This window comes from Roseimarinus sediminis (assembly GCF_050433125.1).
In the GTDB taxonomy this organism is placed as follows: Bacteria; Bacteroidota; Bacteroidia; order Bacteroidales; family Prolixibacteraceae; genus Roseimarinus; species Roseimarinus sediminis.
In genome coordinates this window covers 52948-74536 of record NZ_JBNPXV010000001.1, presented here as the reverse complement: position 1 = coordinate 74536, position 21589 = coordinate 52948, and the positions used below count along the sequence as shown (strand labels likewise).

The window sequence follows — 21589 nt, the reverse complement described above, 5'->3', positions numbered from 1 at the left end:
TGTTAAAAGAAATATGATGAGATTCGCTAATAAAAAAACCTGTCTGTAATGATACAGGCAGGTTTTTTATCTATATGGATCTTGTTTTAAATGAAAAACTTCAGCACAAACAATACGGCCAAAACCCACATTACAACCGATACTTCTTTGATCTTTCCGCTAAGGGCTTTCAGTACCACATAGGCCAGCATTCCAAACACAATGCCTTCGGCAATGCTGTAAGCCAGCGGCATCATGATGATGGTAAGGAAAACCGGGATCGATTCGGTATAATCGTCAAAGTTGATTTTCAATATTGGCGACATCATAAACGAACCTACCAGAATCAGTGCAGGTGCTGTGGCTGCTCCGGGAACCATCAAAAACAAAGGGGCCAGGAACAGGGCAATGAGGAACATCCCTGCGGTTGATAAAGCGGTCAGTCCTGTTTTACCACCTTCGGCAACACCCGAAGCACTTTCAACATAAGTAGTCACGGTACTGGTTCCTAAAATTGATCCAAAGGTAGTACCAATGGCATCGGCAAAAAGGGCCTGCTTCACGCGGGGTAGTTTTCCGTCCTTGTCAAGCATATTGGCTTTCGATGATACGCCAACCAGGGTGCCAACGGTGTCGAACATGTCGACAAAAAGGAAAGTAAACAGTACGATGAGCATATCGAACGACAGGATTTGCGAGAAATCGAACTTGAAGAAGATGGGCTCAAGCGATGGAGGGGCCGAGAACAAACCACCTTCGGGCCAGTGGGTAATTCCCAAAGGAAGGCTGATGGCTGTTGAGGCCAGAATACCAATCAAGAGCGCACCTTTTACTTTCATGGCCAGCAAAACACCCGAAATGAGCAAACCAATAAGGCATACCCAAACAGTGTGTGAGCTCATATCGCCCAATCCAACCAGTACGGCGTCGTTGTTCACAATGAGCCCGGCATTTTGCATCCCGATAAAGGCAATGAACAGGCCAATACCTGCCGATATGGCATGTTTCAGGTTCATGGGAATGGCATTCACAATCAGCTCCCTGATGTTAAAGGCCGTAAGGATTAAAAAGATAATACCTTCGAGGAAAACAGCCGTAAGGGCAAATTGCCAGCTGTAACCCATGCCAAGCACTACGGTGAAGGCAAAAAAGGCGTTGAGTCCCATTCCCGGAGCCAGTGCAAAAGGCAGTTTGGCCCACAGCGCCATCACCAGGGTTGCTACGAGTGCCGAGAGGGCCGTGGCGGTAAACAGCGCGTTTTTATCCATCCCGGTTGCACTCAGGATGTTGGGGTTTACTGCCAGAATGTAGGCCATGGTCATAAAGGTGGTAATACCTGCTATGATTTCGGTGCGTACATTGGTTTTTTTCTCGTCGAGCTTGAAAAATTTGTTTAACATGATATCAGTTTTTCAGGTTAGAAAGTCCATTTTGCAGCCAGGGTAGGGCAGGCTTTAAATCCTGCGGTTCCGGCAAAGTGGTAGGCAAGTTCTACTTCGCCACCCAGCGAGAAGGACTTGTTGATGTTGTACCACAATTGGGGCTCCGAAAGGAAGATGAAGTCTGCATCCTGAAAGTCGGCTACAAAACCATCATTCGAAACGGTGTGTTTTTCAGTCCACAAATCAGCAAAGCCGGTAAACGATACTTTACCGTCGAGCAGGTTGAGGTACCAAACGGCAGTCAGCTGTCCGTTGTGAGGTGAGCTGTTGCCCTGAATTAGTTTGTACATGGCCGATAAAGAAAATCCTTTCGAAAAATCGGCTGCATTCCAGGAGTAGGTTCCTCCCAGCAGATAGGCATTGTTGAATTGCAGGGCCTTGTTTAAGCCGCCGTTGAATTCAACATGAACCGAAACAGGTGCGTCCCATTTTTTCAATTCGCGTGCAATTTCCCAGTAAGCTTCAGTAGCTCCGTTGGCATCGTAATTAAAATCGACAAAGAAGAAAGTACTACCCATGGCATCGGGTTTGAATTGTTCCAGGGTGGTTGTCAGATAGTTGCGGTCGGCACCAAAATCATAGTGCATTTGAAGGTTTTGCGATTTTGCTACCAGCGAAGCAACAACAAGCAAGGCAATCAAGGTCAATTTTCTCATTTTAATCAATTTATGGTTAAGATTTATCAATAAATTTTCCTGCAAGGGCCGAAAATAGAATCAATCATGACATTTTATACTGATCAATAGCATGGTTTAGAAAATGATTGAACGAAGACAGTAATTTAAAGCGGTTTAAAATAAAGGAAAGTAAATCGCTGCTCAGCAGTTGTTCGTCGCTTAGCGGACAAATGGTAGCGTATGATTTGTAACGCAGCCAGTCGATGTACTCAAAGTCCTTCGGAAATCCCTTGGGGGCAGTTTTTAACTTGTCATCGCTGTATAATTCAAAATGTTGGCTGAAGGTTTCATCGTTGATCAGTTCGGCAAAATCTTCAGGATGATGGTAAATCTCGCTTCTGATGGCCTTTAGCTTTTCCGTATCGGGCATGTAAATACCTCCTCCCAAAAATGATGCACCAGGTTGAATGTGCAGGTAATAGCCCGGGCTTCCGCCCTTGCGTCCGTCGCGGGCGATAAAAGTGCCATAGTTGTTCTTGTAGGGGCGTTTATCGTTCGAAAACCTTACATCCCTGAATATTCTGAATACACATTTTTTTGGATAGAGAAAGGGAATTTCGGGATCGAAACTCCTGATTTCGTTAATGAGCAGCTCGGTTAAATGAAGAAACTGTTGTCTTGTTTGCTGGTAGCGTTCCCTGTTCTCATCGAACCATGCCTTGTTGTTGTTGGCTTCGAGCCCGACCAGAAAATCATAAATTTCTTTCATACGATTAAATTGTTTATTTTAAAGATCCGCCAGCTGGCAGATGGAATTCGCATGATAGTTATTGGGGTCGGTCATTGCCCACGATGTAAATATTTTACATGCTCGTTTCATTTTAACCAATTTATAAGCCAATAAAGGCTAATTTTATTGCTTGAAATTGACAGGCTGAATTTAATAAATGATTTTTTCATAGAAAAGCATCGCTCATGAATCAGATAAAAACAAAGCGAAAATCCTATGTTATTATTGTTGCCGGTGGCAGCGGAAGGCGCATGAATAGTGAGCTGCCAAAGCAGTTTATGTTATTGGGCAGCAGACCGGTTTTAATGCATACCCTCGATCGCTTTGCACGCTTCGATCGCAGCATGGAGCTGGTGCTGGTTTTGCCCGAAAGCCATTTCTCTACCTGGGAAAAGCTATGTCAGGAGCATCATTTCATAACTGCTCACCGGCTGGTGAGGGGAGGAAGCGAGCGTTTTTCGAGTGTTAAAAACGGGCTGGATGCCATCCCCGACGGCGCACTGGTTTTGATTCACGACGGAGTGCGCCCGCTGGTAAGCAAGGCAACGATTGAACGTTGTTGCAATATGGCAGAACAAGAAGGAAATGCCATCCCGGTTTTGCCGGTGACTGAGTCGCTGCGAATGGTCAATGGCGAACACAGCGCAATGGTCGATCGCTCGAAGTTTGTGGGCATCCAGACTCCTCAGGTTTTTCATTCCGAATTAATAAAAGCAGCTTACACACAGCCTTTCGATGCCGCCTTTACCGACGATGCCTCGGTGCTCGAAAAAACCGGTGTTGACATTCATCTGGTCGAGGGCAACCGTGAAAACATCAAAATCACTCACCTTAATGACTTGAAAATGGCTGAGGCGCTGCTCGATAAATAGCTTTTTATATTACTTGCCGCTTATCATAATTTTGTAACTTAGTGGGCTAATAAAAAACCAGGATCATGGAATCACCCCTATGCATTAAAACGCTGTTTGCAGTTGTAATTGCTGTTTTTATTACTTCCTGTTCTTCCAATTCAAAAGAACAAAGTGTAAGGAAATCAATCGACGAGTATCACGAATACATCGCAGGAGTTACCACCGGAGTTGTGAAACGAAGCGACCCGATCATCATCAAGTTCTCCACCGATCGAGTGGGGACCGAACAACTTGGAACTACCCTCGAAAAGGGATTGCTGGGCTTCACTCCCGCCATTGAGGGAACAGCCACCTGGGTCAACCCCGATGCCATTGAATTCAGACCTGCTCAGTTGTTGGCCTGGAATACAAAATACCTGGGCAGGCTTCAGCTGGGTAAAATTCAGGATACGCACGAAAACCTGAAAGTAATGGAATTTTCATTCCAAACTCCTCAAAAGCAATTTACGCTCACGCATTCCGGCTTGTCGATCGACAGATTAAACAGTGCCCGCTATGAAGTAAAAGGAGAAGTTCAAACTTCGGACTTGTTCGAAAATGCTGAAATCGAGAAAGTGCTGCAGGCCAATCAGGCGGGCGAGCAAAAATTAACAATTAAGTGGGAACATCATCCTAAGTCGTATTCTCATCTTTTCACCATTGGGAACATACAGCGGAAGGAGGAGAACTCAACACTGACCCTGAAATGGGACGGCAAAGGCATTGGTGCCCAAAATTCAGACAACAGCATCGAAATAACAGTTCCATCCATAACCAACTTTAAAATTTCGTCGGCCAGGGTGATTAATCAGCCCGACCAGTACCTCGAAATTGTATTTTCCGATCCCATCAATACCGAGAAGGATTATCGGGGTCTGGTACAAATCGACAACACCACGGCCGGGAAATACAAAATTGAATACAACATCCTGAAGGTATATCCTGCCGGCCGCCTTACCGGAACTCATAAAGTGACCATTAACGGGGCCTTCGAAAGCCTGCACGGATACAAGCTTGGAAGCGAAACAAGTTATACCCTCGATTTTGGCGGGCTCAAACCTGAGGTAAAACTACTGGGCAACGGGGTCATCGTTCCACAAAACGAAGGCCTTTATTTTCCTTTTGAAGCAGTAAGCCTTGAAGCGGTGGATGTGCGTATTCTCAAGATTTTTACCAACAACATTCATGCGTTTTTACAGGAAAACAACTTCGATTCAGAATATGCCCTGAACCGGGTCGGACGTGTGGTTCACCGTTCGAAAGTGCTGCTGACCAACAAGGGAGCCGTTGACCTGAATTCATGGAATGCTTTCAATCTCGATCTTTCGAAATTAATTGAAGTAGAACCTGGGGCCATTTACAATGTTGAAATTGGTTTCCGAAAGGAATATTCGCTTTATTCCTGCGAATCGGGCGGCGACGAGAACAATCACTTTCTTCCTGTTGAAGAAGAAGAAAAATATCCCAATTACTCCTATAGCTCTGTTTTTTACAGCCATTACTACAACTGGTCGAAACGCGACGATGCCTGTTCGTATGCCTATTTCGATCCCGGAAAATTTCCTTCGCGCAATATACTGGGCTCCAACTATGGGATCATTGCACAAACAGAAGCAGACCTTAACACCTACATTCACATTAGCAACCTGCTCACGGCCCAAACTGAAGCAGGAGTTGACATTAAAATCTACGACTATCAGAACCAGCTCATCAACAGTGGATCGACCGATGGCGATGGTTTGTTGAAAATAAAGTGTACCCGGGCACCTTTTTTGATCATTGCGTCGAAAGACAAACAAAGGGGCTATCTGAAAATCGACAGCCGCAGCATGCAGTCGACGAGTAATTTCGATGTAGGTGGCAGCAGTGTGAAGCAGGGAATTAAAGGCTTTATGTATGGCGAACGCGATGTTTGGCGCCCCGGCGATTCAGTCTTCGTCTCCTTCATTTTAGAGGACAAATTGCCTGCGCTTCCTCAGGGACATCCCCTCATCCTTAAAGTGTACAACCCGAAAGGGCAATTTGTGAAAAAGATGGTGAAGCAGCGCGACCAACGCTTCATTTATCCTTTTTTCTTCAAAACGAATCAGGATGACCCCACGGGAAACTGGCAGGCTGTGCTTAAGGCCGGTGCGGTTCAGTTCAGTAAAACCATTCGCATCGAAACGGTGAAGCCCAACCGCCTGAAGGTGAACGTTCAGTTCGACAATGACTTGCTTACAGCTCAACATCCAACAGCGGGAACCCTCGAAGCGAAATGGCTTCATGGCACCCCGGCTGCCAATCTGAAAGCCAAAGTGGATGTAAGTTTTAGTTCTTACGCGCCGAAATTCAAAGACTTTAAAGACTTCGATTTTTCAACACCCTACGAAAAATATTACGGTGAGCAGCTCACCATTTTCGACAAGCAACTCGATGCAAGCGGAAAAGCTGCTTTGACTTTCGATTTCAAACCCAATAAAAATGTTACCGGCTTTTTGCGTGCTGCCTTTACAAGTAAGGTTTTTGAAAATGGAGGTGATTTCAGCATTAACTATTTCACCCAGCCATTCAGCCCTTTTAAAGATTATGTTGGTCTGAAAATCAATTATTCCTATAAGAACTGGAACAAACTCGATAACGACAAGGAGCATCTTATCGAACTTGCTTCGGTCAACGAAAATGGCAAGCCGCTTACGGTAGAAGGCATTCAGGTAAAATTATTCGAACTCGATTATCGATGGTGGTACAACAGCAACAACGAAAACCTGGCTTCCTATTCTGGTACCACCTGGCACAAGCCCGTATTTAGTACTCAACTTAACACTTCGGATGGAAAAGCCTCGTTCAAAATTAAAAAAGACGAAAACCGATGGGGGCGCCATTTGCTGCTGGTAACGTCGCCCAACGGCCATGTAAGCGGTCAGATAATTTACTTTGGATATCCATGGGGCCGAGGTCAGCAGAAGGGGGGAGCGCAAATGCTGGCCCTGATTACCGAAGATGAAAACTTCAGGGTAGGAGAAAAGGTGAAGGTGAGTTTTCCGGCCAACAGCGAGGCCAGGGCACTGCTAAGCATCGAAAACGGAAGCCGCATTCTGGCGCAGGAATGGCTCACCGATCTACAGGACTTCAATCATTATGAATTTGAAGCCACTCCCGAAATGGCACCCAATGTTTTTGTGCACATTACGCTCATTCAGCCCCATGCGCAAACGGCCAACGACCTGCCAATCCGACTCTATGGTTACGCTCCGGTGATGGTCGAAGATCCCGAAACCAGGTTGTATCCCGAAATTGAAATGCCCGATGAGCTTCGGCCTTTGAAAGAATTTACCGTGAAAGTTTCAGAAGCCAACAAAAAAGCGATGGACTACACCATTGCCCTTGTCGACGAAGGATTGCTCGATCTTACTTCTTTCAAAACTCCGGTTCCGTGGAATACCTTCTATGCCCGCGAGGCTCTTGGTGTGAACACCTACGACCTGTTCGAGTTCGTAATGGGCTCTTTTGGAAGCCGGATCGAAAGCATGTTTGCCGTGGGAGGCAGCGATGGCGCCATCGATCACTCGAAGAAGAAATCGGAACGTTTTAAACCGGTAGTAAAAGTGCTTGGCCCCTTCCGCTTAAAAGCCGGAGAGAGCAACAAACACACCATTACACTGCCTCAATATGTGGGCGCGGTGCGCACCATGGTAATTGCTGCCGAAAAAGGCAAATATGGAAACACCGAAATGAGCACGCCGGTGAGGGAGCCCCTGATGGTACTGGCCACTTTGCCCCGCGTGCTTTCACCCGACGAACAGCTTGATCTGCCGGTTTCTGTTTTTGCCATGAAAGCATCGGTTAAGGAGGTCAAAATCAAAATTGAAACCAACGATTTTCTGCAGGTCGTTGGGAATAGCGACAGTACAATTTATTTCGATGCGATTGGTGAAAAAGATGTATTTTTTACTGTGAAGTCGCAAAAGAAAACCGGCATTGCCCGTTTGAAGGTTAGTGTTGAATCGGGTAAGGAGAAGAGTTTTTACGAGATGGAACTCGACATCAGACAAGCCAACCTGCCAACTGTTCATACGCAGTTTAAGCTGCTACAGCCCGACGAGGAGTTTGAATTCGATTTTGCCAAAATTGGTGTCGACGGTACCAACAAAGCCCAAATCGAAGTTTCGACCATGCCATCGCTCAACCTGGGCCGGCGTTTGAAATACCTTATCACTTATCCGCACGGCTGTATCGAACAAGTTACTTCTTCGGTTTTCCCTCAGTTGTATTTGCCTGATCTGCTTGATCTGCCAGCCGAACAAAATGATGAAATAAGGTACAACATCACCAAAGGAATTGAACGCCTGCAAAACTATCAGCTTTCTTCGGGGGCTTTTTCCTACTGGCCGGGGGCTTCCGGTAGTAACGAGTGGGCAAGCTGTTATGCCGGGCACTTCCTGTTAGCAGCCGAAAGAGCCGGCTATCTGGTTCCGGGTAACATGAAAAGTGAATGGTTAAAATACCTGCGCGCGCATACGATGGAATACAATGCGAACAGCGATTTCAGGAACAGCAATTTTGTGCAGGCCTACCGGCTATTTTTACTGGCCATGGAAGGCGAGGCACAAATATCGGCCATGAACCGTCTGCGTGCGGTGGAAAGCCTGAACAGACAAAGCAAATGGCTGCTTGCCGGAGCCTATAGTCTGGCAGGGATGAAAGACGTAGCTTATCAACTGGTCGATTTCAGAAACATGCAGGCCGAAAAGCCCAAATACTATTACTACTATGGTTCCGAATTGCGCGATGAAAGCGTCATTCTTTTGAGCCTGCTGGCAATGGACGAAGTGGAAAAAGCGAGTGAACTGGCGGTTCGTATTTCGAAAAAATTGTCGGAAGACCAATGGCACAGCACACAAAGCACTGCATTTGCCTTAATCAGCCTGGCTAAGTTCGGTCAGAAAACAGGAGCGGATAAAACGATGGAATACAGCTTGAGCAGCAATTCGAGCACAAGCAGGCACCAGGCGAAAAGCACAATCAACATCACCGAATTCACTTTCGATAACACGGCAAACTACCGTTGTAAGCTGAAAAATACAGGGACGGGTGCTTTGTTTGTCAATACAAGTAACGAAGGCATAGTTGCGGGCATTGATACCGAAAGTGTTTCGAATGGCTTGCAGCTGGTAGCCAATTATTCGGGGCAAAATGGCAAAGCGCTCGATGTAAGCCGGCTGGCTCAGGGAAAAGATTTTAAAGTACAGCTTACGGTTTACAATAAAAATGCCTCAAGGGTCGAAAACATTGCCTTGAGCCAGCTTTTTCCTTCGGGATGGGAGATTATTAACTCGCGCTTGTTTGGCTCCGACAACGATAAGAAAAGTGAATTTGATTATCACGACATTCGCGACGACAGAATTTATACCTATTTTGGTCTGGCAGGATACGAAAGTAAGACATTCACGGTGCACCTGAATGCTGCTTATTGTGGCGATTTTATTATGTCGCCTGTAAACTGCGGTGACATGTACAACAAGTCGGTTTTTGCAAAAGTGCCGGGTCAAAGGGTATCGGTTGTCAAAGAATAGGAAGGTGAACAGAAAAATAAAAACCATAAGAACCCGGTGGAAGGTGCTTGCAGCGAGTGCCTTCATCGGACTTCTTCTTTTTATTATTGTTCCGGCTCCGCGTTTCGACAAGCCCACTTCAACGGTTGTTTTGTCGGCCGACGGGCGTTTGCTGGGAGCCCGCATTGCCGGCGACGGACAATGGCGCTTTCCTCAAACCGACAGTTTGCCAGCCAATTACGAAAAAGCCCTGCTCGCATTTGAGGACAACTATTTCTACCAACATCCGGGAATCAACCCTGTGTCGGCAGGCAGGGCACTTTTTCAGAATCTGAAGCAGGGGAGAATTGTAAGCGGAGGCAGTACCATTACCATGCAGCTTGCCAGGCTTTCGCGTAACAACCCGCCACGAACCATTGGGGGTAAATTGCTCGAAATGGGCATGGCGCTTAAGCTCGAACTGCTCAAATCAAAAAGAGAAATTTTACGGCTGTATGCTTCCAATGCTCCTTTTGGTGGCAATGTTGTCGGGATCGATGCTGCCTCGTGGCGTTATTTCAAGCGCCCCGCGCATCAGCTGTCGTGGGCCGAGGCCTCAACTTTGGCGGTGTTGCCCAATGCCCCCTCGCTGCTTTATCCGGGTAAAAATACCGAAGCACTGAAACAAAAGCGCGACCGTCTGCTACATCGTTTGCTGCAAAAGAAGCTCATCGATTCGCTTAGCTACCGTGCAGCGCTGGCCGAACCGGTTCCCGATTCACCCAAAACCCTGCCCGACCTGGCCTATCATCTAATTGAAGAAGCAGGTCAACAACATGGCGGGAAAAAAGTGAACACTTCGATTGACTTTAACTGGCAGCAAAAAGCCAATTCGATTGTAAGGCGCAATGCAGCAAGATTGCAGTCGGGCGGGATCAACAACATGGCAGCCATTATTGCCGAGGTGAATACCGGAAATGTTGTTTGTTATGTAGGCAATACCCCGGGCCTCGACAAGCAGCACCAGGGCTATGTCAACATCGTGAATGCACCCCGAAGTACCGGCAGCATTCTTAAGCCCTTCCTTTATGCGGCATTGCTTCAATACGGCGAAATCCTGCCCGATGCGCTGATCAGGGATGTGCCGGTTAATTTTTCGGGTTATTCACCTTCCAATTTCGATTATTCCTATTCGGGTGCAGTAAGGGCTTCCGAAGCGCTGAGTAAGTCGTTGAATGTACCGGCAGTTGAAATGTTGCATCAGTTTGGCGAAGCCCGTTTTTTGAATGTCTTGCACAATTTAGGCTTTAGTACTTTCGATCAAGCGGCTGAACATTACGGCTTGTCGCTCATTTTGGGAGGAGGCGAGGCCAGTTTGTTCGAACTGGCCGGTGCCTACGCATCGATGGCGCGTAGCTTAAATCACTACAATGAAAGTGAAACTTACCAGGGCAGCGACATTCACCCGCTTGTTTTGTTCCCCGAAGAGACGAAGCCCCGCGAAAAAACAGCACTTCCTGAATTGAAAGCCGCTTCGGTGTATTTTACCTTCGATGCCCTGCAAAGGGTGAATCGGCCGGATGAGCGAAGTGGCTGGTGGAACTTCAGCTCGTCGAACCGGATTGCATGGAAAACGGGGACGAGTTTTGGTTTCAGAGATGCCTGGGCCATTGCCACCACCCCGCGTTATGTGGTCGCCGTGTGGGCCGGGAATGCCAATGGTGAAGGAAAACCCGGACTTACAGGAAGCCGGGCGGCGGCACCGGTCCTTTTCGATCTGCTCGATTTGTTGCCAAAGTCAGGCTGGTTTGCTCAGCCCCTTGCTGAAACAACGGTGCTTGAGACCTGTCGTGAAAGTGGCTATACGGCGTCGGCACTGTGCCCGCACAGGGTGAGTCGCGATGTTCCCGTTTCAGGACTGAGAACAAAAGCCTGCCCCTACCATCAAATCGTTCATTTATCGGCCGACCGACAATGGCAGGTCAATTCGTCGTGCTACCCCGTTAGCCAAATGCACCACGATTCGGTCATGGTTTTACCCCCGTCGATGGAGTGGTACTACCGTCAGAATCATCCGAATTATTACACGCTGCCACCGGTAAAACCTGGTTGTATCAGCGACCGGAAGATTGCATTTATTGAACTCATTTCTCCCCGCAATCTGAAAAAACTTTATGTACCCAATGAGATGAATGGGGAGAAAGGACGAATTGTGTTCGAAGCAGCGCACCGTAACCGAAACAGCCGTTTGTTCTGGCATGTCGATGGCACGTTTATTGGAGAAACAGATCAGTTCCATCAGATGGCCCTTTCACCCGGCCCCGGAACACATACCTTAACCATCATCGATGGGCTGGGAAATACCCTGGTGAATGATTTTACTATTTTTTCGGATAAACAATAAATAGTACATTTAGCACAGCAACTAAAGAAAAATTTTAACCCAATGAAACGGATTTCCAATATTATTACCCTGCTCTTTGTTACCGCTGTAATTTCAGCGTGCAGTACCGGCAAAACTGCATTTAACAAAGGAAACTACTACGAAGCCACCCTCCAGGCTGTGAAGCACCTGCGTACACGACCCGATTCGGAAAATGCGATCAACCTGATTCAGAAAAGTTATCCCATGGCACTCGACTATTACAAACAAAGGATCGATCAGCTGTCGTTATCGAACGATTATGACAAGTACCTGAAGATTGCCGACACCTATCAACTATTGAATGCACTGGCCGATGAAATTTCGCGGAGTCCGGCAGCCCTCGAGGCTGTTAAGCCTGTGGTTTATTATCACGATCAGCAGCGGGAAGCCGAAAAATTAGCACTGAAAGAGCAATTTGATAATGCGCTTATTTTACTCGAAAAAGAAAATATTGCTGATGCCCGCGAGGCTTACCGGCGTTTTGTTTGGGTAAAGGAGCAGCAGCCGTCATTCGATCAGATCGATGACTATTTGCTCGTGGCAAAAGACAAGGCAACTTTGAAGGTAGTTGTTGAACACCAGCCCGAATTGCACGAAAATTACGACATCAATTCCAGGGTGTTTTACCTGCGCCTGTTCGACCAGATGGTGAAGGACAACAACAGCCAGTTCATCAGTTTCTACCGCCCCGAAACGGCTGAAAAAATTCAACTCGAGCCCGATCATGTGGTGAGTATCCGTTTTCTGGAATTTCACATTGGAACACTTCTTGAAAAAGAAGAGAAAAGCAATTATCAGCTCGACAGTGTGGTCGTTGGCTCTTATACCGACGATAAGGGAGTAACACACGATGTAATGGGCACTGTGAAGGCCGATGTAAGAACTTTCAGTCGTGAATTGCCTGCCCGGGGGATTCTGTCAGTTACCATCAACGATTTTCAGGGCGGGGAAGAGCTCAATTCGCGAAAATTTAATACCACCTATGTTTGGAAAAGTGAATGGGCCAGCTACAACGGCGACAAAAAGGCCCTGCCCAATCATGTGTTGAAATTGCTGGGTGAAAAACAACGAATGCCTCCATCGCCACAGGAAATGTTTCTCCTTTCAAGCGATCCGCTGTTTTTTGATGCGGCGGGCTTCCTGAAATCGGTGTACCGTAAATACTAGTTGTTTTCGTCGAGCAAGGCAGCAAGCACCACAATCCGGTAATCCATCGTGTCGATAAGCTGGTTGGCGTATCTGAAAGGACTTAGGTCGGTAATTTCGATGCGGTGATTCAGAAAGGTATCGGCACATTGCTCCCGGTTGCTGTAATACCGAATGGAAAAATCAGATGAGTTCCCTTTGCTGTAGGCTTTAAACGAGACGTTTACCGATCCCGGAGTGCTACATACTTCACCTATTGGACAACGATTGTCTTCAATATATGTTATCATCAGCATCAAATCGGCTGACACCCTCGATGGTGTGCCTTTTCGCAAGGTAATTTCTCCCAAAGGAATTTCATTTTCGAAAGTCGACACTTCTTTCGAGCACGAAACCATTAGAAGCAGAAAAACGACTCCGATAGCTATTTGTCTAAAAAATACCACGCTTAATCAACTAAATATTCTCTTTGGTCAAAAATATGAAAAAAAACACGAAGTTTCCTAATAATGCTGCTTGCATTGTTTCGGCGTTGAAAATGCAGTCTTGGTCAAAAAAGTGTAACAATTTATTCCAAAGTGATACTAAAGCTGATGACGATTCAATTAATTACTGCAAATTAGTATGATTAAACCCCATAAAATTGTTAACCCATGCGTAGTCAAAAAATTTTAGTTTTAATGCTAACCCTTGTGTTGAGCACTTCACTTGTTGCTTCTGAATTCAAAATTGAAAGCTATAAGTTGAAAAACGGACTTACCGTGATTTTAAATGAAGATCATTCGCAACAGAAGGTTTTTGGAACCATTGCGGTGAATGCCGGAGCCGTTAATGACCCCGAAGATGCAACTGGACTGGCCCACTATCTTGAACATGTTATGTTTAACGGTACCGCCAATGTTGGGACCATTAACTGGCAGGAAGAGAAAGTGCATTACGAGAAGGTAATTGCTTTATTTGAGGAACTTCGTCAGAGCAGCGACGAGGAAGAGCGGAATCAAATAATCAAAAAGATCAATGAAGCGTCGCTGGAACAGGGTAAATACTTTCAAACAAAGGAATTTGTACTCCTGCTCGAAAGCATTGGAGCCACAGGAATTAATGCGGCAACAAGTTACGACTATACCTTCTTTTTCAGTACTTTTCCGGCGTCACAGTCGGAAGCCTGGCTCGATATTTATGCCAATGAGTTTACCAATCCGGTATTCCGTAATTTTCAGGCCGAGCTTGAAACGGTATACGAAGAATACAACATGGGGCTTGAGAACCCAATGCGTAACTTTCAGAATGTAACCTTCGACAACATGTACAAGGGAACGCCTTATGGAAAGTCGGTTATCGGTTATGGAGAGCACCTCAAAAGCCCTTCGTTACAGAAATTAATCGATTTCTATAATACGTGGTATGTGCCCGGAAACATGGCGCTCATTTTAGTGGGCGATTTCAACCCTGAAAGTATAAAAAGTGAAATTGAGGCCACCTTCGGACAGATGGAGGAAAAGCCACTGGCAAACTTTGAAGTTGAGCCGATAAAGCTTGAAAAGCATGCAAAGGTAAAGATCAAACAAACACCTTACACCATTGGTCGCTGGACATACAATGCACCGATGATGGGCGACGACGACCTGATAAAGATGCAAATACTCAACGAAGTTTTATCCAATTCGGCATCGATCGGCTTGCTCGATCAGCTGGCAACCGATGGTGATCTGATGTCGGTTGGCTCATTTTACTATCCTTTTAAAAGTGCAGGAATGATGGCCATTACAGCCGTTCCCAACTTCGACCTCGCTCAGATGCGTCAGTTGTCAACTTCTGAAATCGATGACTTGTTGTTCGATAAAATTGATTTGATCAAGGAAGGTAAAATCGATCAGAAATTGCTTGATGCTGTTCGCGATAACTACATTCGTGATTATTTGGTGATGCTTGAAGATTTTACGGCCCGGGGACAATGGCTGATTGACTTTTTTATCAGTGGTCGTCCGCTGGAAGATGCCAATCGCTATCTTGATAAAATTAATGAAATAAGCATTGCCGACTTAAGTGAGGTAGCCAATCGTTATCTCAACGATGTTTATCTCGAAGTAAGTTCCACAAAAGGTGAGATCAAAAGCGAGGAAATTGAGAAGCCTGAGATCGAGCCGGTATTGCAAACTGTTGAAGAGGCATCTGAATTTGCACTAAAAATACAGGATAAGATTGCCAATGCTCAAGCTCAAGCCGATTTTATTGATTTCAGGAAGGACATTCATCGCGAACAGATTGCCGACAAGGTTGAGCTGTATTATAAGCAAAATACCCAGAACGATATTTTCGATTTGCGCATTAAATACAAGGTGGGTACAGCCCAAATACCAACCCTCGATTTTGCAGCTCAGCTAATGAATTATGCCGGAGTTCGCGGAAACTATGAGCCCAGCGAATTCAAGCAAAAAATGGGAGAGCTGGGATGCAGCTATCGTTTTAGTGCCAATGAAAACTTTCTTACTGTTACCATTAGCGGAAGAGAGAAGAACCTTGAAGAAGCCTGCAAGTTGATTTCGATGGTTACACTCATACCCGATCTCGACGAGAAACAGTACAACAGTTTGATTGGTGGTGAGCTGAACGGACGCATGGTACAAAAAGACGATTTCCAAAGTCTTTCCAATGCAGCGGCCCAATACCTCATTTACGGTGAAAATTCGCCAAGTATCGACCGACTGACCTGGGACGAACTACTTGCACTCGACATTAACCAGCTTACCGGCGAATTTATAAAAGCCACCAAATACGAGGCACTGGTTCATTATTATGGCAGTTCGACAAGCGATGAAGCCAAGACCAAGTTATTAAACAATCTTGCCTTTGCTGCCGGCCGGCTTCCGGCTTCCGATTATTATGTCCGTGAAATTAGTCAGCCAGCAGAAAATACGGTTTATGTCGTTAATAAACCCGGAACCCGTCAGTCAAACATCTATCTGATGCTGCCGGTTACCGAACAATACAACATCGGAATGGCTGAAGAAACTACTGCTTTTTCGAAGTATTTTGGTGAAGGGCTTGATAATATTTTCTTCAGCGAAATAAGAGAATTCCGATCGATGGCCTACACGGCAAGTGCCTCTGTTGCCACCCCGTCGGTTGCCGGCCATCCTGCATACATGGTGGGCTACATCGGAACCCAGGGCGACAAGACCAACGATGCGGCTGAGGTTGCTAATTCACTGATCAGAGAAATGCCACTGAAAGAACGAAAAGCAATGGGCGTGCGCAATAACCTGCTTTATGGCAGTAGCTTGCAGCAACCAACCGATCGTTATGTTTCCTACTATATTGAAAATTATGAACGCCAGGGCTACAGCGAGGATCCGGTAAAAGTTCATCAGGCAGAATTCGAGAAAGCCAATATCGACTACATTAATGAATTCTACACCAAAAACATACAGTCGAAACCCGTTTCGATGATTATTGTGGGCGACAGAAAGAAAGTGGATAAAAAATTGATTGAAACCATCGGTTCTTATCAGAATCTCAGTACCGATAAGTTGTTTAGCAAGTAATTCATTCTCTATTTCAGGAAAGAGGAGCGAACGAAATGTATTTTCAGTTTGCTCCTCTTTTATTTTTCAACAAGTTGAATTTGCATTGCCATTGAGCAGGAAAAACCAATTGGCTTGTGGCTGTTTGGTAATCAGAATGAACTAAAATATTGGTTCATGTATTCTATTCGCTTTCTGCTCCATTCATCAATGTATTTTGTTTCAGCATCCAGATTATCAAGCGAACCGGGCCACCGTTCCTGTTCTCTGCGACTGGCACCCGAATGATTTAAAAGATGCTGATAGCCCAGGAAAAGACCAACAACAGAATCAGGCTGAAGTGTAGTGTTTCTTAAATGAAACCATCGCTGTTTCAGTTGCTTACTGTATTTTTCAGGTTCGAGGCTTCTCATTTTTTCGAAAGCATGGAATGTAAGCATTGAATTGTAGACCGAAGGCTTTGTCTCCCAGTCTCTGCCCCAGGTTGCATCAAGATCCCACGGACAAAAATAAAAGGGTCCGTTTTTCGTTTTCTTGGCCAGGAACACGTTTTTACCAACATTGTCGGCTCCGTTAAGCAGATTTAAAAAAAGATAATAGTCAATTAACTGGTCTGATGAAACTGCTGTCTCAAGTCTGTTTCCTGCTGCATCATGCCTTGCTGCATTCAGGTCTTCGATGAAGCCATACAACGGAGTCCAGCTCCCCGATGTTTGATCGTCGGGATACTTCAGCTCCCAGCCTGCCCAGGTTCTGTTTGAGCGGGTTGTATCGCTTAATCCTTCCAGTTTGGTTGCATCCGACCAATCTTCGGCCTTGTATAGGTAGCCGTGATTATTCCCTGTTTCAATGCCAAGTTTTATGTGGTCTGTTTTCTCCGAAAGGCAATACACACCACTATAGGAATTGTTAATGAAAAGTTCGATAAAACGGCCATCGATGGCCGACGGCAGCAGGTCGCTTTGTTCCGGCGCGTTTTTCTGCATTCTGTCCCATACTTCGAACGAGACCCTGTTGCGCATCATGCTGCGGTCCATGTAGGCTCCATCGAGCATCCAGTCGTGATGTTGGTACATCCCCAGAAACGATGTGGCTTTTTCGGTGTTTTCTTCAGCATTTTCCCTGATTTCAACATTGTATGACTTCTTCTCAAGTCCGGCAGCCGAAAGTCCTCTGGTTTCGATTCCACAGTATTCAATGATTGTTTTCTCTGCCTTGGGATCACTCAGTGTGAAAGCAGCCAGTATTTTAGGTTCATCGGGAATCAACTGGTGTTTGTGATGAATATGTACAACAGGCAATAAGGTAAATTGCAGGTTGTAGCTTTTGGTCTGTCCGTCGTAATTCGTAAGTTCAAGCAAAAAACTGGTCTGCTTACTCAGTTTTTCAAATTTATATTTCATTTCGTTTTCAAGCTTCGTGCCGTCGATTTTTACTTCCCTGAAATCAACAAAGGTGACAAGCGGGTTGAAATCTTCAAACGAGGGAACAGCCACCAGTGCGGTTTGCCCGGACTGATCGAAATGAACCAGGCTGTTGTTAAAACAGAGGGTGCCCTTGTTTGCTAAGTTATCGGGCAAATACGAATATTCTTCATAACAGGACGAGAGCGTGATTGCCGCCACTAATACAATGAGGATGTTCCGAAGTTGTTGTTTCATTTTAAGCTGCCTTACAATTCGAAATAAATGCTCACACCTGCCGTGTGGTAGGTGTATGGAATGAAGCCGCTTAGCTCCCGGTCGTTCCGGTAATAAAGTTTCACTTCGACCATATTTGATACAGGAAATTCAATGCCTGCAACGGTTTTAAGTTTGGTGGCGTCAATTCCGTTGTTGCCCGCTAACAGGTACAACTCGGTATAACAAAAGGGATCGATTTTGCTGCCCCATACATTGTATCTGAATTTCAGCCGGTTCCTGATCAGGTTTTCAAATTTCTGAGGGGCTGCTTCCAGGGCATCTTCATCGGTATTTTGATATTGCAGGCGATAGTACACTTTGAGTCGTTTTACTTCGTGTGAGATTTGAGCCGCAAGGGCCAGGCGATGGGTATATTTGTATTCATCGCTGTAGTTTTTTCGGTTTTTACTAAAGCGGTAACTCACCTGAAGATCAATAAATTTAAAGAGTTCATATTCAATTCCGCCCTCGGCATGGAGTTTTCCAAGATACGAAATGTTTTCTTCGAGGCCCGATTCCAGTTCGGCATACATATTCAGTTGTTTGGTCAGTTCTTTTTCGATGCCAAGGGTTGTTCTTGTTCTAAAATCCTGAACAACCTTCATGCTTTGTGCCTCGAGCAGCAATGGAGCGTTGAAAACGAAAAGCAAAATGACAATAAGAAATCGCATAGTTTTGAATGATGGTTTTTACTCAAATATTAAATGATCGGGTGCTGCAGTCCAGCTTTGCCGAAGCATGTTCCAGCTGGCTTTTTCGTTCGCATCCAGGTTCGATGAACTGACGGTGATGGTTCCCATAACGCTCCATTCATAGCTGTCGCCATAGCGGATGCCAATATAGTTATTATTAAGATGACAGTTTTCAATGTATACTTCGTGTTGCGAAGAACTGTAACCCAGCTCAATGCCCTGTTGGCAATTGCTCACGGTTGTATTGATGATCGTGTGTGTTTTTACAGCCGGATTGGTACTTGATAAAGCCAGCCCTTCGTGGAAACAGGCTTCTATCCTGCATCCCGAGATGCTAATCTTGCCTCCTTCGCTGCCACCCGAGTCAATGCCATCGTCTTTGGCATACATGAATACCGAATGGCTTATGGTGGCTGAGCTGCCACTGATGTAAAGGGCATCATTGTCTTCGTTGCGGTAATTTTGGCTGTCGTCGGGGAAGTCGGAAAAATAGCTGTTGTTTATTGTTAATTCGGAGGCATTGATCTGACCACCTGTTTTTGCCCGCTGTATTAAACAGTTTTCAATTTCGATCTGACTCCGCTCGGGGTAAAAAACCTGTCCCGGGGTATCCATGAAATAACAGTTGGTAAACGAAAGCCGGGTATCGCTTGCCCTGAACAAGGCCTGATGCCTGGCATGTCCGTATTGATATTCGGCTTCGGCGTGTTGTGCAAAGTTGGTGAAAAAGGTATGTTTTGCGGTAATGGCGGCATTGGCTCCCGTGGAAATAAATCCGCCAAAATGTGCATCAGATGCTGAACAGCTTAGCCATACCGGATTTACGATTGTACCGTTGATGTGTACTGGTCCCTGGTTGTAGATGTTTACCCCTTCGTCAAGCAATAAAATAGCACCTGCTTCGATGGTTAAACTGCCACTGGCTGTGATGATAAGGTCGTTGGTGATTTGAACCGTTTCATTTTCGGGAATGACGATGTCACCTGAAATTACCTGATCAGGAAAAGCCAAAGAGACGGCTGCTTTGCCAAGGGTTTTGCTTATTGTTTGTCCGCCCAGCAGTAGTTTAATTTGCCCTTCTATTGCATCAAGCTGAATACTTCCGGCACCGTTTTTCAACAAAAAACGCTGCTCGTTTGCTGTTCCTTTTGCATTGATTGCCTGGTTGGCTTGATGGTTTTCAAGTTGTACCACAAGGGGGATTTTAAGCCCCGGAACATAGTTTGCAGGGTGAAAAAGTAGTACTTCATGAGGCAGTTCAGTTTGAAATTCGGGGGTGGCAGGAATCCATTTTTTCAGCCCCCATTCAGTTTCACCCCGTTCTTCATCGAGCAGAACAAAGCGGATCGTTTCGTCATTTCCTATGGTCAGTTCATAAAAGCCTGCTTCATTCAACTCATAACGGCCCTGCTCAAAAGTGAGTGTTTTCCCGTTTAATCGTACTGTTTCATCATCATTGTTCTGAATGATGAGTGGTGCCAGGTAATTGGTTTTGTTTTCAATTTCAGTGAGCAAAATATCACCTGAGAACAGATCGGAGTCGCTAAAATTGCACGCATTAAGTACAAAGAATAAAAGGCATAGCGAATATGTTTTTAAAAAAGCAGTCATGGGCTAAGCTGTTTTTTTACAAAACCAATTCTTTTCGTAAGCAGTTCCTTTTTATGGTCGATGTTGGTCTGTAACAGTTCTGTCGAAGTGGCATCGCTGTCAAACTGTGACTGGTGAATAATTTCTTTATTTTGATAAAAGGGCCAGAGCTCGTTATATACCTGATCAAAAACCGATGTCACCACTTCTTCGTCGAAAATCGGAAGGATTGCTTTTAATTGTTCCAGGTATTTTTCATAAAGGTAATCATCGATGGCAATGATGTAATCGAGGTCATCTTCGATGGAATAAATCAGCCTTCCATCGAGTGCATTGAGCACATCCTGATTTTCAGGGTAACGCCGTTCACCAAAGAGCGTTCCCACGGCCCAGTCGCGACCTGCTTCGTGTGGCTGCGATGAAAACAGATCGTCGTAGTCCCAGGGCAGAATGTTGAAATAAATTGCACCGTTTTTTTCCATGGCATAGAAAAATGTTTCATCCGTTGTGTCGCCATTTTTTAGCAAAAAATCAATTGCCATTTTTCGCATATAGTCTTCGATGTTCATTCGCTGTTCAAGTTGCCAATACAATTGAACGCCATTGTACTTATTCAGCAGTTCATAAATCTGCATGAATGCATCGGTAAATTCTTGTGGCTTGTGGCTTGTGGCTGCTTCGTTGATTTCAATATTACTCAGCTGGTTTTGATAGTAACGGCGCAACAAGGCCACTGCTTTATTTTCATTGAACAGGTATTCTGCCGGATCGTTAACAAAGAGATACAGGCCTTTGTGATGTTGGTTGATCAGCACTTCGGTGTAAAACGAATGCAATGGCCACAAACCGGCCTTTTGAAGTAAGAGATGGGCCAGCCGGTTTTCAATGTAGGTATAATCGAAAACCATCGATATTAGTTTGAATTTTTCAAACTCGTAATAGGCCTGCTCATTAACTGGTAACAGCAAGGAGCTGCTTAGTTTAACTGCAAAGCTTTTGCGCTGAAAATCGAGGGCGCTTTGTCCTCTTATTTTAAAACGTTCAATCGCAAAAGTTTTTGATCCGAGATGCATCGAAGGTGTTGGTTCGATGAAAAACTGTTCTCCGCGTGCTTCATCAATTTTTTCTTCCGCATTTTCGCTCATTTCGAATAGGAAGCTGGTACCGGAGTATTCGGTCGCAACTGGTTCTTCTTTGTAACATGCGCTTAGCACGAACAAAAATGCAAACAGGCCGAAAGTAGCTATCCAGTATTTGATCATTCCGGTATCGTATCAGTTATCGGGCGCATGCCTT

At 45.4% G+C, this 21589-nt stretch carries 13 protein-coding genes; 5 read left to right on the top strand and 8 right to left on the bottom strand.

Annotated features, from left to right (window positions below):
- Positions 1-86: 86 nt before the first annotated feature.
- The 3 genes from FHS86_RS00245 to FHS86_RS00235 all read right to left on the bottom strand — a co-directional run bounded on the left by FHS86_RS00245 (position 87) and on the right by FHS86_RS00235 (position 2807).
- Positions 87-1379 (bottom strand): NCS2 family permease, encoded by a 1293-nt coding sequence (locus FHS86_RS00245; protein WP_429409900.1) that lies wholly within the window; start codon positions 1377-1379, stop codon positions 87-89.
- A gap of 17 nt (positions 1380-1396) precedes the next feature.
- Entirely contained in the window at positions 1397-2077 is a 681-nt protein-coding gene (locus FHS86_RS00240; protein WP_429409898.1) for a DUF5020 family protein, read from the bottom strand.
- Positions 2078-2141: 64 nt separating this feature from the next.
- On the bottom strand, positions 2142-2807 hold the full coding sequence (locus FHS86_RS00235; RefSeq protein ID WP_429409896.1) for a DUF2461 domain-containing protein: 666 nt from the start codon (positions 2805-2807) through the stop codon (positions 2142-2144).
- Positions 2808-3013: 206 nt separating this feature from the next.
- On the opposite strand from FHS86_RS00235, the gene FHS86_RS00230 reads away from it, so the two are divergent.
- The 4 genes from FHS86_RS00230 to FHS86_RS00215 all read left to right on the top strand — a co-directional run bounded on the left by FHS86_RS00230 (position 3014) and on the right by FHS86_RS00215 (position 12826).
- Positions 3014-3700, top strand: a complete 687-nt coding sequence (locus FHS86_RS00230) for a 2-C-methyl-D-erythritol 4-phosphate cytidylyltransferase (RefSeq protein ID WP_429409894.1) — start codon at positions 3014-3016, stop codon at positions 3698-3700.
- 65 nt (positions 3701-3765) lie between these two features.
- Positions 3766-9276: an alpha-2-macroglobulin family protein gene (locus tag FHS86_RS00225; protein ID WP_429409892.1), complete on the top strand. Its 5511-nt coding sequence runs from the start codon at positions 3766-3768 to the stop codon at positions 9274-9276.
- A gap of 4 nt (positions 9277-9280) precedes the next feature.
- Positions 9281-11638 (top strand): penicillin-binding protein 1C, encoded by a 2358-nt coding sequence (gene pbpC, locus FHS86_RS00220; protein ID WP_429409890.1) that lies wholly within the window; start codon positions 9281-9283, stop codon positions 11636-11638.
- Positions 11639-11680: 42 nt separating this feature from the next.
- Complete coding sequence (locus FHS86_RS00215) at positions 11681-12826, top strand: outer membrane protein assembly factor BamD (RefSeq protein WP_429409888.1); 1146 nt, start codon at positions 11681-11683, stop codon at positions 12824-12826.
- On the opposite strand, the gene FHS86_RS00210 is transcribed toward FHS86_RS00215, so the two are convergent.
- Positions 12823-13251, bottom strand: a complete 429-nt coding sequence (locus FHS86_RS00210; protein ID WP_429409886.1) for a hypothetical protein — start codon at positions 13249-13251, stop codon at positions 12823-12825. The genes FHS86_RS00215 and FHS86_RS00210 overlap by 4 nt on opposite strands.
- A 207-nt stretch (positions 13252-13458) precedes the next feature.
- Between FHS86_RS00210 and FHS86_RS00205 the strand changes: the two genes are divergently transcribed.
- Complete coding sequence (locus FHS86_RS00205; protein ID WP_429409885.1) at positions 13459-16350, top strand: M16 family metallopeptidase; 2892 nt, start codon at positions 13459-13461, stop codon at positions 16348-16350.
- Positions 16351-16481: 131 nt separating this feature from the next.
- On the opposite strand, the gene FHS86_RS00200 is transcribed toward FHS86_RS00205, so the two are convergent.
- Genes FHS86_RS00200 through FHS86_RS00185 form a run of 4 tightly spaced genes read right to left on the bottom strand, consistent with a single transcriptional unit; the run spans position 16482 to position 21555 of the window.
- Positions 16482-17990 carry a CotH kinase family protein gene (locus FHS86_RS00200; protein WP_429409883.1) on the bottom strand — a complete coding sequence of 503 codons (1509 nt, stop codon included), beginning with the start codon at positions 17988-17990 and terminating at the stop codon, positions 16482-16484.
- 11 nt (positions 17991-18001) lie between these two features.
- Positions 18002-18682, bottom strand: a complete 681-nt coding sequence (locus FHS86_RS00195) for a DUF2490 domain-containing protein (protein ID WP_429409881.1) — start codon at positions 18680-18682, stop codon at positions 18002-18004.
- 18 nt (positions 18683-18700) lie between these two features.
- A complete protein-coding gene (locus FHS86_RS00190; RefSeq protein WP_429409879.1) occupies positions 18701-20314 on the bottom strand; it encodes a right-handed parallel beta-helix repeat-containing protein in 1614 nt (537 codons plus the stop codon).
- Positions 20311-21555 (bottom strand): CotH kinase family protein, encoded by a 1245-nt coding sequence (locus FHS86_RS00185; protein ID WP_429409877.1) that lies wholly within the window; start codon positions 21553-21555, stop codon positions 20311-20313. Before FHS86_RS00185 ends, FHS86_RS00190 begins: the two co-directional genes overlap by 4 nt.
- Between the last annotated feature and the right edge of the window lie 34 nt (positions 21556-21589).